Below are 16,089 nucleotides of genomic sequence, written 5' to 3'. Positions count from 1 at the left end.
CAATCGTAAATTATTCATTATTTGATAACTGCGTTCTCTGTCAGGAAATCCATTACTTTATTGTTCATAATATAATCATCTACGTCAAACTGGCCTGCGGTCTCGATCATCTTTTCAGCGCTTTCATAGCCCATCTGCTCTGCAACTTCCTTACGGTCTTCATCTGTAATTGTGATACCCTCTTTTTCCGCAATGGCGTTTACGATCAGTCTCTGCTCTACAGTCGCCTCTGCCTGGGTCTTGATGATGTTCTTAAAGTCCTCTTCGCCCATTCCGGTAAATGCTCCTACAAAGGTTTTAAAGTCCATACCGTAAGCTGCTGCCTGGTTTGTATATCTGGCAATTATGTTATTGAAATTGGCATCAATTGCTTCCTGCTTTGTCTCAACTTTAGAACCATTTAAGATGGCAGTGTAGATATCGCTTTTCATCTTCTGGTCTGCTTCATCATTCTTATTTGTTAAAAGAGTCTGTTTCTTGTCTTCCTTGTATTCATCTACTGTCTTAAAGGATGTAGTTTCCTGAACAAAGGCATCGTTTAATTCCGGAATCTGCTTTTCCTTAACGGTATTGACAGTTACCTCAAATACCACAGCTTTTCCTGCCAGATCCGCATTCTGATAACCTTCCGGGAATGTAAGGTTTAAGGACACCTTGTCCCCCTTTTTCGCACCTACGAGGCCGTCTTCAAAGCCTTCGATAAACTGGCCGGAGCCAATTGTTAAATCATAGCCCTGAGCGGTTCCGCCATCAAAAGCTACGCCATCTTTGGTTCCTACATAATCAATGTTAACCACATCGTCCTTCTGAACAGCCCGGTCAACCTCCACATCCTTTGCATTAGAAGATAAATCATTTTGAACCGCCTGGTTCACTTCATCATCGGTCACTTCTACCGGATCCTTGGTCACTTCAATTCCCTTGTAGTCTCCCAGGGTGATGGTACCATTATCTACGCCTGTTAAATCCTCAACAGCCAGAGTTTCCTGTGCTGAGCTTTCTGTAGCTTCCGTCTCAGTTTCTGCAGGCTTTTCCGCCGGCTTTTTAGAGCATCCGGAAATAAGAGTGGCTGCAACCAAACCGCACATACAAACTTTAAAAATTTTCTTCATAATATGATCCTTTTTCTTTCTATTTTTAATAATTGATAAAAAAAGTGCTTCCAGTCAGTTATACCATATCGGGCAAGGTAAAAAAAGCTTTTTCCCGAAATTAACAAAAATTTCAAAATTCCGTTATTATTTAACCGAATCAAGAAGTCCCCTGTTTCAAATGTAAAAGCATGAAGTGGGGGCATCGTTCAGCCATGCAGATAATTTCAGAAGCATGGCTGAACTACCCCATTATTTATAAAACGCCCGGAAGGCCTTGTATGTATTGTATACATCAAGTTTGGAAGAAAGCTCAAATGGGGAATGCATGGAAAGAATGGGCACTCCCAAATCCACCACATCCACATTCATATGAGCCACATATTTGGCAATGGTGCCGCCGCCGCCCTGATCGACTGCGCCAAGCTCTCCGATCTGCCAGTAAATGCCTTCCTGCTCCATCATGGCGATGATCTTTGCCATAAGCTCTGCACTGGCATCATTGGATCCTGATTTACCCCTGACACCGGTGTATTTGGTAAGAACGCAGCCTTTGTTTAAAAAGCAGGAATTGCGGTCCTCGTATACCATACCAAAGGTCGGATCATATGCCGCATTGACATCAGAGGATAAGCAAATGGAATTTCTAAGTACCTTTCTTGCATCCACCCCAGCCATAGCAGCCAGATCCTGAATGTAATGAAGTACAAAATCGGAATCTAAGCCGGTATTTCCCTCAGAACCGACTTCCTCTTTATCTGCAAGTACGGTAACAGTCGTATACTCCGGCATGTTTGCATCGATTTCTGCCATTAAAGCCGTATAAGCACATACCCTGTCATCCTGTCCGTAAGCACCGATCATGCTATGATCCAGTCCTACGTCACAAGCCTTCTGAGCCGGTACAAGCTCAATCTCAGCACGGAAGAAGTCCGCTTCTGTGATTCCATAGCGGTCGTTAAGCAGCTTTAAGGCCAGAAGCTTCACAGGTTCCTTAAGCTCCGCCTCGTCAATAAAGGGAATGGAACTAATGAGTACATTCAGCTCCTCGCCCTTTAATCCATCCCTTAATTTTCTGTCATTTTGTTCCCCCGCCAGATGAGGAAGCAGATCTGTCACGCAGAATACGGGATCGCCTTCCTTTTCTCCGATGTTTAATTCCACAATCTCACCGTTTTTCTTAATGATCACCCCGTGGATTGCTAAGGGAACCGTTCCCCACTGGTATTTGCGGATTCCGCCGTAATAATGGGTCTTAAAATAAGCCAGGTCATTTTTTTCAAAAACTGGATTTGGCTTTAAATCAAGCCTTGGGGAATCGATGTGAGCACCGTTGATGCGAAGACCCTGTTCCATTCCCGCTTTACCAAAGGTGGTTGCAATGATGGCCTTGCCTCGGTTCACATAGTACACTTTATCGCCAGTTTTATAGTTTCTTCCGGCTTCAAAGGGGCGATATCCCTGCATCTCAAGCATTGCCACGGCCTCTCTGACACATTCCCGTTCAGTTTTTCCGTTGTCTAAAAATCTCTTATAGCCCTCGCAGAACATCTCCGCCTCTTCACGCTGATAAGGCGCTTCTTTTGCGATATGCGGAAATTTAAATGTCAGTTCCTCCTGTAATTGTTGTCCTTTCGTTTTTTCCATTTCGTAATTCCTCCATATTTTTATGATAATTAATTAACATATTTCATCGCTGTCAAGGACCAGAGTAAACGGTCCGTCGTTTAAAAGCTCTACCTTCATGTCGGCTCCAAAGCTTCCATGTTCTACCTGGTTTCCATAGGTCTTTAACCGCTCCACCATGTATTCATAGAGACTGTTTGCGAGCTGCGGTCCTCCTGCCTTCGTAAAGCTTGGGCGGTTGCCCTTTTTGCAGTCTGCATAAAGGGTAAACTGGCTGACCACCAGGATTTCCCCTCCCACATCTGCCAGGGAAAGGTTGGTCTTCCCATTCTCATCGGCGAAAATCCGTAACTTGCATATTTTATCTGCCATTTTATCGGCAATGGCTTCCGTATCTGTATCGGACACTCCCAAAAGAAGCAGAAAGCCTTTCCCAATGGCGCCGATCTGCTGCCCATCCACAGTAACCTTTGCATGGGCAACCCGCTGCAAAACAATCTTCATATCCATTCTCCTGTCTATTTTAATACCAGTCTTAAGTATTCCAAAAGGGTTTCAGTAGCCGCTTCCCTGTACAAAATCTCTCTGGCAAGCACTGGGTAATCTGTTATAATATTATCCACTCCCAGCATCTTCATCCGCTCCATTTCACTTTTGTTATTTACCGTCCAGGCATGAACCGCCTTTCCCTTTTTATGAGCGGCTTCCACCAGCTTTTCGCTGACAAAGCTGGAACGAAGGCTGATAAAGTCAATGGCATCGCTGGAGTAATAATCTCCATAGGCAGCGGAAATGATATAACCGGTGCGGATCTCAGGATCCTGTTCCTTGATTCTGCTTAAATAGGACATGCGGACAGAGGTCACCACGCACTGTTCCTTCATTTGGTATTTCTCAATCAGGTCCCGGACCTTATCCGGCAGCTCACTGCTATTTCCCAGATCCTTAATCTCAATATTTATATTGATCCGACCCTTGCAGAATTCCATGACCTCCTCTAAAGACGGGATCCGTTCGCCCTCATAATCAGCGGAAAACCACTTACCCACATCCAGCTGCTGCAATTCCTCAAAGGTGTACGAGCTTATGGTACGGTTTATTCCTGATACTCTTTTTAAGCTGATGTCATGTCCCAACACCACCACGCCATCCTTTGTCTCCTGGACGTCGAGTTCCACAAAGTCCGCCAGGTCATCAACGGCCTTTGTCATGGCGGCCATGGTATTTTCAGGGGCCTCCTTAGAGCTGCCCCGGTGAGCGGTGATTTGAATTACGCTGAGCAAGTCGGTGGTAATTGCGGAACCATTACGTACCACTCCAAAAATGGAAAACAGGCTGAATGCCGCAGCCACAGCCATGAACAGGGCCGCCAGCTTCCTGTCCCCATACTTACTGCCGGAATAATCGCTGCTTTTACTCCTTTTTGTAAAATTGCTGGTAAAGCCGAAATACTGGACGCTTAATGCTCCCCAGTTTCCCACAGTTAAGAACATGCTGGTTAAAAAAATCAACACCAGCTCGATCCGGCCGCATGCTGCCGGCAGGATGGCCAGGGCCAGGCTGTTGTCAGTAAATAAGGTAACTCCCACAGCTGCAATCAGCACGCAGAATGCATAGACAATCCAAAGGCCTACCACAGCTGTTGCGTAATAAATGGTCAAAAGGATTACAACTTTTAAAACCCGGTGTCTTAACAGCCATAAGCTTCTAAAATACCCATCCCTGAAATTCTTCTGCTCCACCATACATGCATGAAAGGTATAGATTCCAGGAATGACAACCGCTAAGAGCAAAACCAGGAAAAGGGCCACAGACGCCTTTCCCACAGGATTATTTAAGATTTCGGATATAACAAAATTAAGAGGTTTTACATGGGTCAGCATCTGGTATATGAGATATAAGTTTACAAGCCCATAATCAGCCAGAATGAGAAGCCCCAACCGCCAGTTTTTTCTGCGGATTTCATGGGCCAGCTTAAAAAATCCGCCTGTAAGAATCTCCCCCATCTTCAGCTTCCGGGAGTAGAAGGCTCCCTCATACAGCGTAAGAAGGCAGCCGGTCTCCAGCATGAGTATCAGGATACCAATGACTGCCATAGCCGCAATCAGAAGGAGCGTCCAGGGCTTTACCAGGAAATAGCCAATGTTGGCAGCGGTTAAATAGCTGTATCCCGCCATGCGCAGCGCAAATAAAAGGCCTTTGTTTAAGAGAAGCAGGTACAGGGTCGTGGTGACCAGCCGAAACAGCAATTCAAAAACAAACGCATTCTTTTGATTGAACTTTATAATCTTCCAGGTGTCTTTTGTTAATGTACTCATGCTATAACCTTCTTTTTGCGGAGATAACTAAGAAAAACATATTTTTGGTGTTTTTTAGCTGACGCGGTATTCGCGTAAAAAGCAGCCTCAGCGAGTGGAATCGTCAAGGCTGCATCCATCTTTTAAGTCAAATCGTCTCCATCCATCATGTCCTCTTCTGCTGTCTCCCGCTGCTGAGCCTCACTCAGTTCCAGAATCGCCTGATTTAAGGAAAACATCTTCCCATCCAGCATGTTTACCACATCCGCACAGGCCTTCAGCTCCTGCTGCAAGTAGGCCGGTGCATTGCCTTCAAACTTATAATATATCTTATGCTCCAGGCTTGCCCAGAAGTCCATGGCAACCGTCCTGATCTGAATCTCCACCTTGGTGTCCACCGGCCCATCCGTCAAATAAATGGGAATGGTTATTACCATATGATAGCTTTTATAACCGTTAGGCTTTGGATACTTAATATAGTCCTTCACATAGAGAACCGTGACATCGCTTTGCTTTGTTATCATCTCCGCAATCTGGTAAATATCCGATGTAAAAGAACAAATGATTCGTATCCCTGCAATATCATTTAATTTCTCCACCATATTATCGATCGTCACATCATAGTCGTACCGCTTCAGCTTTTTCACTATGCTGTCCGGAGTCTTAAGCCTTGACTTAATGTGTTCAATGGGATTGTAATTGTAGATATGCACAAACTCATTATTAAGTATTTCAATTTTTGTACTGATTTCCTTTAATGCCGAGTCATACAAAAACATCACAGATTTCCACTGATCGACCTGATTAAATGATTTGGGAATATTCATTCCACATTCCCCCCTCTCTCGCGCAAGTCAGCGAGACAGGGGCAGCCCCATCGCCCGGCAGCCCCTGCTCCTCAAGAATAGTATACCATAGAAACCTGATATTTTATATTCTTTTTCCTTAATTTCTAAAATTTCAATCCCTTTAAGAGTCCCGAAAGCCCTGTAAATGCAGAACCTTCCTCTTTGTAATCAAAGACTTCTTCTTCCGTTTCCACTTCCTCCTGGAGGGCCTTCATGCTTAAGCTTATCTTATTATCCGCAATGGATATGATCTTGACCTTAACCGTCTGTCCCTCCTTTAACACGACTCCTGGATGCTTGATCCTCTGGGTACTGATCTGTGAGATGTGAAGAAGTCCGGAAAGCCCATTTTCCAGGTTAATAAAAGCGCCGTAATCTTTTAAGTTATCCACCGTTCCTTCCATGATGGAACCTACCTCGCACTTTGCAATTTTCTTATTTGTTTCTTCCTTCTGTTTCATAAGGGCCGGCTCTTTGCCTGAAAGCACCAGCTTCTTATTTTCTTCATCTGCGGTGATGACTGTGACTTCAATGGTTCTTCCATTATATTCCTCTAAGTCCTCCACATATTCCCCCGCAAGCTTAGAAGCCGGTATAAATCCCCGGATACCTTCCAGATAGGCAACGGCTCCGCCCTTTACGATCTCAGCGATTTTGACGCTAACTACGGTACGCTCCCTTAACATGGAACTAAGGGTCTCCCAGGCCAGCTGATCATTAGCCAGCTTTTTGGAAAGAACCACGTTACCTTCCCCGTCATTCGCATTTATGACTGTTGCCGTGATTTCGTCCCCAGGCTGGATTTCCCTAAGCAGGTTAAATTCCGGATCATTGCTTAAATTCTCTTTATCAATGATTCCCTCCGCATAATATTTTAAATCCAAAGTGACCTTGTCCTCATCTACACCAATAACGGTCCCTGTTAGAACATCTCCTTCTCTTACCCTTTTAAAGGATGCTTCCAACTCTGCGGCATAGTCAGCCATAGTTTCCACTGTTTCTTCCCTTACGTCTGTTTGCTTCATCTCTTCGCTCATCGTTATCTCCTCCGCTCATAATACATTCAGTTCCGCATAAAATCTATCTATATATTTATCACATCCCGCCTGATATTACTATAGTTTTCTCAGTAAAAATATGTTATATTTATTATATAAGAAATATTTTCCACTGGGGAAGTCCCAGGCGCTGATACAGAAAGGACAAGAATCATGAACGACATAATGGACCTGCATACCCACACCGTGGCCAGCGGACATGCGTACAACACTTTATATGAGATGGCCAAGTCTGCCTCTGAAAAGGGACTCACCCTCATGGGCTCTACGGACCACGCACCTAAGATGCCAGGAACATGCCACGAGTTTTATTTTATAAATTTTAAAGTGATCCCCCGTAAAATCTACGGTGTAAACATACTCATGGGTGTTGAACTTAATATCATGGATCACACCGGACGGGTGGATTTGAGAAAAGGTCTTCTGGAAAAAGTAGATTACTCCATTGCCAGCCTCCATGAACCCTGCTACAAGAGCGGAACTTCCGCTGAAAATACAAGAGCGTATCTCGGAGCCATTGAAAATCCTCTGATCCACATCATCGGCCACCCTGATGACAGCCGTTTTCCGGTGGATTATGACACCTTTGTTTCCGCCGCCGCTGAGAACCACACTCTTTTGGAGCTTAATTCCAGTTCCCTTCATCCCTTAAGTGCAAGAATGAATGCCGGGGAAAATTACAGGACCATGCTGGAACTTTGCAAGCGCTACCAGGCCTCCATCATCATTGACAGCGATGCCCATACGGAAGCGGATGTGGGAAACCACGAAAGAGCCCTGGAGCTTATTAAAGAAGTGAATTTCCCGGAAGAGCTTATTGTAAACAGTTCTCTTAATAAGCTCCTTCCCTATATTCCAAAGCTGGAGGCTTATCTATGATTAACTTCCTGAATCTGGAGTATTTCCTGGCCGTTGCGGAAGAGTTAAATATCACCCGTGCCGCCAAACAGCTGTACATCTCCCAACAGTCCCTAAGCAGCCACATTTCCAATCTGGAAAAAGAGTTTGACGTCCAGCTGTTCAACCGCACTATGCCTCTTACCCTGACCTACGCAGGACGGGCCTTAAAGGTCCGGGCAAAGCAGATGCTGGACTTAAAGGATGAAACTTACCGGGAACTTGCCGACATCAAGGATTTTACCACAGGACAGCTTTCCATCGGCATCTCCCATACCAGGGGACGTTTCCTTCTCCCTGCTATTCTTCCCGTTTATAAGGAAAAATTCCCAAACATCGAAATCCATCTGGTAGAGGGAAATTCCTCCGAACTTAGTGCTGCTCTGATCCACGGGAACATTGACCTGATGATCGACCTTCTTCCTTTTAAAGCCGATCATGTGGAAACCGTTCCAATTTGTGAAGAGGAAATCCTTCTTGTGGTTCCGGACCAGATTCTGGACCGGTATTTTCCGGGACAGCAGGAGGAGATGATAAAGGTGCTGGAAGAAAATGCGGACGTGCAGCTTTTAAAGGACTGCCCTTACCTTCTCATCAACAAGGGGAACCGGGTACGTACCATTGCCGATGAAATCTTTGAGGATGCCCAGCTTACTCCTTCTATTCTTTTGGAGACAGAAAATATAGAAACAGTGCTTGCCCTTGCAGGCAAAGGAATGGGAATTACCTTTTATCCCAAAATGTTCATGTCCGGAAGCCCAAATGCCGGATTGAAAAAAACAGGACTTCATTTTTTCTCTTTAAATTACAGGCGCAGTCACGGTGTTCTGGCATTCGGCCGCTACAAAGGCAGATATTTATCCCAGGCCACGGAAGAGTTCATACGGATTGCACGGGAGCACATATAGCTAAAATATAACTGTAGATTGACAAAAGGGCTGAAATCCTTTATTATTAAATAGTAACAATTACTAATATAATTATTATTTTAGAAAAGGAGCGGCCATGAAAACATTAAAGTATAGCCGTCAACGGGAATCCATTAAAGCCTGTCTAATGGCAAGGCACGACCATCCCACTGCCGATGCTCTATACACATTGATCCGTGAGGAATATCCCAACATCAGCCTTGGAACCGTATACCGCAACTTAAACCTTCTGGTTGAGCTGGGTGAAATCCAAAAGCTGACATGCGGAGATGGCGCAGACCGCTTTGATGCGGATACTTCACCTCACTACCATTTCGTATGTAAACATTGCGGAAAGGTCAGTGACCTGCCACTAGATCCTATGGAGAACATCAACCATATGGCTCAGGAGCATGCGGACGGCACGGTAGACAGTCACACGATTTACTTCTACGGGACTTGCAAGGATTGTTTTGAAAATAATTATCGATAACACTTGACACCTGGATAAAGTTATGGTAAATTAATATCAGTAATCATTATTGTTATCGATTACCATCAATAACAATTATAAAAATTATAAATAAAAAGGAGACATAAGATCATGAAAAAATGGGTTTGTACTGTATGCGGTTACGTTCACGAAGGGGAGACAGCTCCGGAGTTCTGTCCAGTATGTAAGGCTGGTTCTGAAAAGTTCAAGTTACAGGATGGCGATATGTCATGGGCTTGCGAGCATGAAATCGGTGTTGCACAGGGTTCTCCGGAAGACATTATGATGGATTTAAGAGCTAACTTCGAAGGCGAATGTTCTGAGGTTGGTATGTATCTTGCAATGTCAAGAGCTGCTCACAGAGAGGGCTATCCTGAGATCGGTTTATACTATGAGAAGGCTGCATTCGAAGAGGCTGAACATGCTTCTAAGTTTGCTGAATTATTAGGCGAATGCGTAACCTCCAGCACAAAGAAGAACTTAGAGTTAAGAGTTGCTGCTGAGAATGGCGCAACTGCTGGTAAATTTGATCTTGCAAAACGTGCAAAGGCATTAAACTTAGATGCAATCCATGACACAGTACATGAGATGGCAAAGGATGAGGCTCGTCACGGCAAAGCATTCAAGGGCTTATTAGAGAGATACTTCGGTTAATACACCTTTAGGGAGCGGCAGAATAAACTACCGCTCCCCAATTTGCAATTTACTAATCATTCAAAATTCAAATCAGGAGGGTTTATACGATGTCCAAATATGCGGGAACAAAAACAGAACAGAACTTAAAGGACGCTTTTGCAGGCGAGTCCATGGCAAGAAACAAGTATACATATTATGCATCTGCTGCCAAAAAGGCCGGTTATGAGCAAATGGCTTCCCTGTACTTAGAAACTGCGGACCAGGAAAAAGAGCATGCTAAGATGTGGTTTAAGGAATTGCATGGTATTGGTACCTTGGAAGAAAACTTAGCAGATGCCGCTGAAGGTGAAAATTATGAGTGGACCGATATGTATAAGAGAATGGCAGAGGATGCCAGAGCAGAAGGCTTTAAAGAACTGGCTCTGAAATTTGAATTCGTAGGAAAAGTAGAAGCTGCTCATGAAAAACGTTACTTAAAGCTGCTTGACAGCTTAAAGAACGACAAGACCTTTAAGGGTGATGCTCCTCTTGGCTGGAAGTGCCGCAACTGCGGTTATATCCATGAAGGACCGGATGCTCCGGAAATTTGTCCAACCTGTGCTCATCCGAAGGCTTATTTTGAAAGAAAAGTAGAAAATTATTAATGAAATCCCGGATGCTGCAAAATGATTTTAAAGCAATATTTTAGCCAGAGAAATAGCTTGTAAACAGGAAAATGCACCTTGAAACAGCTTATTAAAGCTCATCAAGGTGCATTTTTACTGCCCGGAACCGGTTAAGCGATGTTTATACCTTTTCTCCCATCACCGCCACCCCTCCGTTCTTTAAGAACTCGGAGGGCGTCACATTGGTATACTTCTTAAATACACTGCAGAAATGTTTGTACTCCCCAAACCCTAACTCATCCGATATTTCATAGATGCGCATAGTTCCCTTGTTTAACATATTCATGGCTTTCCTGATCCTGTACTGGTTCAGCAGATCTACAAATGTGGCGTTAAGTTCTGATTTCAGCTTCCTGCTAAGATAGCTGGAGCTGACACCTAAGCTCTCTGCCACATCGTTGATGCTCAGCTTCTCATTATAATGCTGTTTTATAAGCTCATATGTCTTTTTCACATATGGGTCTATGCTGTTCCGGGCGCTGTCAAATATTTTCCATTCATCGTAAACCGTCAGTATTCTGTCCTGCGATATCTTCTCTATCTTCTCATACTTGCTTGCATAGGCGATCTTTTGCCTGATCTTATCAATCGCTTCCTTCAATTCATCCTCGTCCACAGGCTTTAATAGATAATCTGTGACTCCCATATGGATGGCCTGACGAGCCAGTTCAAATTCCGAATAGCTGGTTAGGACCAGGCTGTAGAAATGCCTCTCCTCCAACGCCTTCTCCACCATCTTAAGGCCGTTCATCTTAGGCATCTTTATATCCGTAAGTACGATATCCGGCTGCTCCCTGCGGATGGTTTCCAGTCCCTCTGCCCCGTCCTTAGCCGTACCTACAATGGCGCACCCCATATCCAGCCAGTTAAGGGCAAAGGTAAGCCCCTTCCTGATGATCTCCTCATCTTCCACAATTACTACTCTTAATAACATTACAGATTCCCCCAATCTGTATTCTGAAATTTGTACATGCAAGTCCTCATGTACGCGAATCATCTTTGTTTCCATTACAGGGAACCCTGAGAGTCACCACAGTTCCCTTATTAACCCCGCTTTCAATCCTGGCTCCGTATTCATTTCCATAGACCAAACGGATTCGTTTATGGACATTATAGATACCGATGTGGTCCATCTGGTTCTGATGATATTCCAGATTCGACTGAAGCTCCTTTAAAAGTCCTTCGGGAATGCCCACCCCGTCATCCGATATGATGATGGAAAGCACGCCATCCTGTATCCTGGTACGGATGGAAATCTCCAGACAGTCCAGGTCCTCCCCAAATCCATACTTGATGGCATTCTCCACTATGGGCTGCATCACCATACGGGGTATGGAAGCCTGGCTGCTCTCCTCCTCCAGTTCCACACTGTACTTAAGCCGTTCTCCATACCGGTAAAGCATTACCTGCAGATACCGGTTAATGAAATCCATCTCCTCCTTCACAGTTACCACATCCTTGCCGTTTTGGATGCTGTAGCGCAGCATCCTGGAAAGGCAGACTATCATCTTCTCTGCATCCCCCGGTTTAAACTTTATCATATACCGTATGGACTCCAGAGTATTAAAGAGGAAATGGGGGTTGAACTGGGACTCCAGGATCTGGACCGTAGCAAGCATGTTCTCCCTGGCCAGCTCCTGGTGACGCACCAGAAGATGGCGGATACTGCCTATCATGGTGTTAAAGGAATGACCGATCCGCTCGAATTCATCGCCGGAAGCAATATTTAAGAACACATCTAAATCCCCCTTCTCCACCCGATCCAGGGCTCCTATGAGGTCATATATAATCTCTGTCTTTTTGTCCGCCACCTTACCGGCACTGCGGTAAATTGCCAACGCCACCACCAGAGCCAAGAACGCCACCAGCATTAAGGACATGATGCACAGCTGTACAAAAGAAGTGCAGTCGTTGACCACCAGTACCGCGGCCTCCCCTCCCAGCACAGATTGTCCGGCCGTATAATACCATCGTTTCCCAAAGCGCGCCAGGTTCCTGCCAGCCCGGAATTCCTTCACCAGTTTTCCCCTGTCATTCTGAAACCGTGAAGTCCCATCTGTAAATACACGGTTAAACTTATTGACCATCAGCACCGGCTGTTCCATATTTCCCAGGCGCTCCTTAAAAGCATCGGCCTTCAGCACAAAACCGCTGTATCCCTTTAGTGTTCCATCTTTCACCACGGTTTCAAATATGAGCCATGCAGGAAGGGCCCTTCCGTCTATCACTGTGCTGTCATAGATAAATATACAGTCATTCTTGCTGTACTTCTGGTCCGTGGTATTCCACGGCAGATAATTCCCTATATACTGTACCACATTAGCCCGGCTGTCCGTAGAGAATACCACATTCCGGTTCTCATCAAAAAGGTAGTAATTCCCCCTGTAATTCTGGCCGTTTAAGAAGCGATAAATGCCGGACACTGTCTCCGTCTTATAGGAAGGCTTCCCCTGAAAGGACTCCATATCAAGTTCCTGAGCCATCTTCTTATTCATTTCCACATAGCTGGTAATGACCCCTTCAAATTCTCCGGAAAAATGCGCCAGCATGGTTCTGCTTTTTCTTATGATCTGCTGGGATCCCAGGGCAGTGAACACCAGAAGAAGCACTACCAGTGATATAAAACAAGGCACAAGCGCATGGAAAATCAAACTTTTCCGGATCTCATCCCTGAAACATGTTTGCTTTCTTTTCTCCATATGCCTGCACCTTTTAAACTGTATTTTCTAAAATCCATTTCGGTTATCTATATGCTTAGTTTATCATAAGGCCCCTACATTGTCACGTCTTTATTGCCGGATACCTTGAAGAAGATAAGCAGGGATACAACAGTGGTTATGGTCAGTATGGTGGCCAGAGCCGCCGCTGTACCATAGCTGGCACGGATGACTTCGTTGTATATGGCGACCGACATGGTCCTGGTGCCTGCGGTGTAGAGCATAACTGAGGAACTAAGCTCGTTGATCAGGGTAATCCAGCTTAGAATCGCACCGGATGCAACTCCGGGCAGCATCATTTTGGCCGTCACCTTGACGAATGACATGGAAGGCGAATCTCCCAGGCTGATGGCTGCCTCCTCCATACTTGGACTGATTTGGTATAGAATGGCTGAGCTGGAACGCAGGGTATATGCCTGCCTGCGAATGACAAGGGATATGATCATAATGATGGCAGATCCTGCCAGCATCATTGGCGGATGGTTAAATGCAATCAGCAGAGTGATACCAAGTACGGAACCCGGAACAATATACGGGAACATGGCAATGGTGTCAATGATGTTGGTCAGCCAATTCTTGCGCCTCACTGCCAGGTAGGCAATGAGCATACCCAGGACAATAATGATCACGATTGCAGCCAGACAGTAAAGATATGTATTCTTAATGGACTGGACTGCAGTGGAGAATACTTTGCGGTAGCTTTCTAAGGAGAATCCGTCCACGAAAACCTGCATCTTGGTCGCCCGAAAGGAAGTATAGATCACCATGCACTGCGGGATGATGGAAGTTGCTGCCAGAAGGTAGATATATAAATGAATCAGGAATCCCTTGATGCCGTGGACAGCCTTTGGCTGAATTGGTCTCATGGAGCTCATGGCAAAGGACTTGGTATTCACATACCACTTCTGTATCAGGAATATAGTGGCTGTCACCACCACCATGATGGTAGCCATGCAGGCCGCAAAGTTTGCGGATCCGCCTGTCTCCCCTACAAATTCTGAGTAAACCAGGGTGGGCATGACACGGTAGCCCTCACCGATTAAGGCCGGAGTACCAAAATCAGCCATACAGTTCATAAATACCAGCAGGGCAGCTGCTATCAGGGTAGGAGTCACCAGGGGCATGATAACGGTAAATACTTTCCGAAGTCCGCCGCACCCAAGGCTTTCAGCCGCTTCAGACAGGGCCACGTCAATTTTTTTAAGAGCTCCCGACACATACATGTAGATAAATGGATATAGCTTTAGGGCAAATACCAGAAGCATACCCCCAAAACCATAAATGGATGGCATATGGATCCCCATACCCTTTAAAAACTGGGTCACGGTACCGCTCCTTCCCAGAAGGAGTATCCAGGAATAAGCACCGATAAAGTTAGGGCTCATCATGGAAATGATAAAGAGGATCTCCAGAATCCCTTTTCCCTTTATCTTGTAAAATGACATAAAGTAAGCCAGAGGCACTCCCAGTAGAATTGCCACAAGAGTCACGCTGATCGTCAGCTTAAATGAGTTTAACAGTGCGCTCTTATAATATTTCTTTGAAAAAAATCTGGCATAGTTATCCATAGTCCAGATACCAGTCTCCGTATCCTTAAAACCGCTTAGGAAAAGGCTTATCAGCGGATACAAAAGGAATATGGCAAACAGTGCGAGAATGACTACAGTCACAATGGTCCAAAAATCCCATCTGATTTTTTTATTCGTCATATTTCTTCACATCCTTTATCAGACTCCGTTCCAGGTCTTCGGTAAACACATTGATTTTGTTGGGGTTAGGCCTTAAACGAATCTTCTCTCCCACGCCGAATATACGGTCCACGTGGCCCAGATCCTGGGAGTATTCAATGCTGGGCTGGTTATCCAGCACCATGCCGTCGGGGAAACGAAGGAAATAGTTGGTGTACTTCCCAAGGAAGGTCCTGCTGATGATCTCACACTCCAATCCCTCCTCGTTCAGGGAAAATTCCTCAGGACGCACAGATATTACTGCCTTCTGCCCTTCTGTAACCGTGTCTACAAGGTTAGGCATAAGCACCTGGTATCCATTGCTGAGCACCACTGCCGGAACGTCTCCCTGCTTCCTTATGGTACCAAAGAACAGGTTGGAATGCCCGATGAAGGTGGATACAAATGCATTGAAAGGCCGTGCGTAGATGTCCTGGGGAGAGCCTATCTGCTGGATGATTCCCTGCTTCATCACTGCAATCCGGTCTGATATGGCTAAAGCTTCCTCCTGGTCATGGGTTACATACACGGTGGTAATCCCCACCTGCTTCTGCACGTCACGGATGGCGCTTCGCATCTCAATACGAAGTTTTGCGTCCAGGTTGGACAGGGGTTCATCCATGAGAAGCACCTGGGGATGGATAACGATTGCTCTGGCCAGAGCCACCCTCTGCTGCTGTCCTCCTGACAGACGCTCCGGCAGACGATCCTGATACTCGTCAATCTTAACCACTTTAAGGATTTCATCAATCCTGTCCTTCATCTGGTCCTTTGGCACCTTGCGGATCTTTAAGCCGTACTCCACGTTCTGCCTGACCGTTAAATGCGGGAAAATGGCATAACTCTGGAACACCATACCGATATTCCTCTTCTGGGCGGGAATGTCATTTATGACCTCTTCATCAAACTTTATGGTTCCCCCTTCAATGCTGTTAAAGCCCGCTATCATACGCAGCAGCGTTGTCTTACCACAACCAGAAGGCCCAAGGAGCGTAAAGAACTCTCCATTTTTAATATAGGCGGATAAGTCCGGTATGATGGTCAGATCTCCATATTTTTTTACTACATTGCCGATTCCGATTGAAACACTCATACGTTTCCCTCAATTCCTCTAAAATGAAGGGGA

General features: G+C 45.3%; 15 protein-coding genes. 5 read left to right on the top strand and 10 right to left on the bottom strand.

Annotated features, from left to right (window positions below; all coding sequences use genetic code 11):
* Window positions 1-17 precede the first annotated feature (17 nt).
* The 6 genes from tig to ACHZES_RS15805 form a co-directional block, all read right to left on the bottom strand.
* Complete coding sequence (gene tig / locus ACHZES_RS15830; RefSeq protein WP_395547145.1) at window positions 18-1,112, bottom strand: trigger factor; 1,095 nt, start codon at window positions 1,110-1,112, stop codon at window positions 18-20.
* A 231-nt stretch (window positions 1,113-1,343) separates the two neighbouring features.
* Complete coding sequence (locus ACHZES_RS15825) at window positions 1,344-2,738, bottom strand: aminopeptidase (RefSeq protein ID WP_154525077.1); 1,395 nt, start codon at window positions 2,736-2,738, stop codon at window positions 1,344-1,346.
* Between the two features lie 33 nt (window positions 2,739-2,771).
* On the bottom strand, window positions 2,772-3,221 hold the full coding sequence (dtd, locus tag ACHZES_RS15820) for a D-aminoacyl-tRNA deacylase (protein WP_038280219.1): 450 nt from the start codon (window positions 3,219-3,221) through the stop codon (window positions 2,772-2,774).
* 14 nt (window positions 3,222-3,235) lie between these two features.
* Window positions 3,236-5,035, bottom strand: a complete 1,800-nt coding sequence (locus tag ACHZES_RS15815) for a glycerophosphodiester phosphodiesterase family protein (protein ID WP_395547146.1) — start codon at window positions 5,033-5,035, stop codon at window positions 3,236-3,238.
* Between the two features lie 122 nt (window positions 5,036-5,157).
* Entirely contained in the window at window positions 5,158-5,841 is a 684-nt protein-coding gene (locus ACHZES_RS15810) for a GTP pyrophosphokinase family protein (protein ID WP_038280217.1), read from the bottom strand.
* Window positions 5,842-5,966: 125 nt separating this feature from the next.
* Window positions 5,967-6,899 carry a S1 RNA-binding domain-containing protein gene (locus tag ACHZES_RS15805; RefSeq protein ID WP_395547147.1) on the bottom strand — a complete coding sequence of 311 codons (933 nt, stop codon included), beginning with the start codon at window positions 6,897-6,899 and terminating at the stop codon, window positions 5,967-5,969.
* Window positions 6,900-7,073: 174 nt separating this feature from the next.
* Between ACHZES_RS15805 and ACHZES_RS15800 the strand changes: the two genes are divergently transcribed.
* From ACHZES_RS15800 to rbr, 5 genes are all read left to right on the top strand, one after another.
* A complete protein-coding gene (locus ACHZES_RS15800) occupies window positions 7,074-7,799 on the top strand; it encodes a phosphatase (protein WP_395547148.1) in 726 nt (241 codons plus the stop codon).
* Window positions 7,796-8,725, top strand: coding sequence for a LysR family transcriptional regulator (locus tag ACHZES_RS15795; protein ID WP_038280213.1), 930 nt, complete (start codon window positions 7,796-7,798; stop codon window positions 8,723-8,725). Before ACHZES_RS15800 ends, ACHZES_RS15795 begins: the two co-directional genes overlap by 4 nt.
* A 97-nt stretch (window positions 8,726-8,822) precedes the next feature.
* Complete coding sequence (locus ACHZES_RS15790) at window positions 8,823-9,218, top strand: transcriptional repressor (RefSeq protein WP_038280211.1); 396 nt, start codon at window positions 8,823-8,825, stop codon at window positions 9,216-9,218.
* A gap of 111 nt (window positions 9,219-9,329) precedes the next feature.
* Window positions 9,330-9,872, top strand: a complete 543-nt coding sequence (locus ACHZES_RS15785; protein ID WP_038280209.1) for an NADH peroxidase — start codon at window positions 9,330-9,332, stop codon at window positions 9,870-9,872.
* Between the two features lie 89 nt (window positions 9,873-9,961).
* Entirely contained in the window at window positions 9,962-10,498 is a 537-nt protein-coding gene (gene rbr / locus ACHZES_RS15780) for a rubrerythrin (protein ID WP_154525081.1), read from the top strand.
* A 142-nt stretch (window positions 10,499-10,640) separates the two neighbouring features.
* Here the strand turns inward: rbr and ACHZES_RS15775 are convergent, their stop codons facing one another.
* From ACHZES_RS15775 to ACHZES_RS15760, 4 genes are all read right to left on the bottom strand, one after another.
* On the bottom strand, window positions 10,641-11,453 hold the full coding sequence (locus tag ACHZES_RS15775; RefSeq protein WP_038280206.1) for a response regulator: 813 nt from the start codon (window positions 11,451-11,453) through the stop codon (window positions 10,641-10,643).
* A gap of 46 nt (window positions 11,454-11,499) precedes the next feature.
* Window positions 11,500-13,218 carry a sensor histidine kinase gene (locus tag ACHZES_RS15770; RefSeq protein WP_395547149.1) on the bottom strand — a complete coding sequence of 573 codons (1,719 nt, stop codon included), beginning with the start codon at window positions 13,216-13,218 and terminating at the stop codon, window positions 11,500-11,502.
* Between the two features lie 74 nt (window positions 13,219-13,292).
* A complete protein-coding gene (locus ACHZES_RS15765) occupies window positions 13,293-14,945 on the bottom strand; it encodes an iron ABC transporter permease (RefSeq protein ID WP_038280202.1) in 1,653 nt (550 codons plus the stop codon).
* Entirely contained in the window at window positions 14,935-16,056 is a 1,122-nt protein-coding gene (locus ACHZES_RS15760) for an ABC transporter ATP-binding protein (RefSeq protein ID WP_395547150.1), read from the bottom strand. Before ACHZES_RS15760 ends, ACHZES_RS15765 begins: the two co-directional genes overlap by 11 nt.
* Between the last annotated feature and the right edge of the window lie 33 nt (window positions 16,057-16,089).

Origin of the sequence: Lacrimispora sanguinis (genome assembly GCF_044987295.1) — a bacterium.
Taxonomy (GTDB): domain Bacteria; phylum Bacillota; class Clostridia; order Lachnospirales; family Lachnospiraceae; genus Lacrimispora; species Lacrimispora celerecrescens_B.
This window is presented reverse-complemented; position numbering and strand designations above follow the sequence as displayed.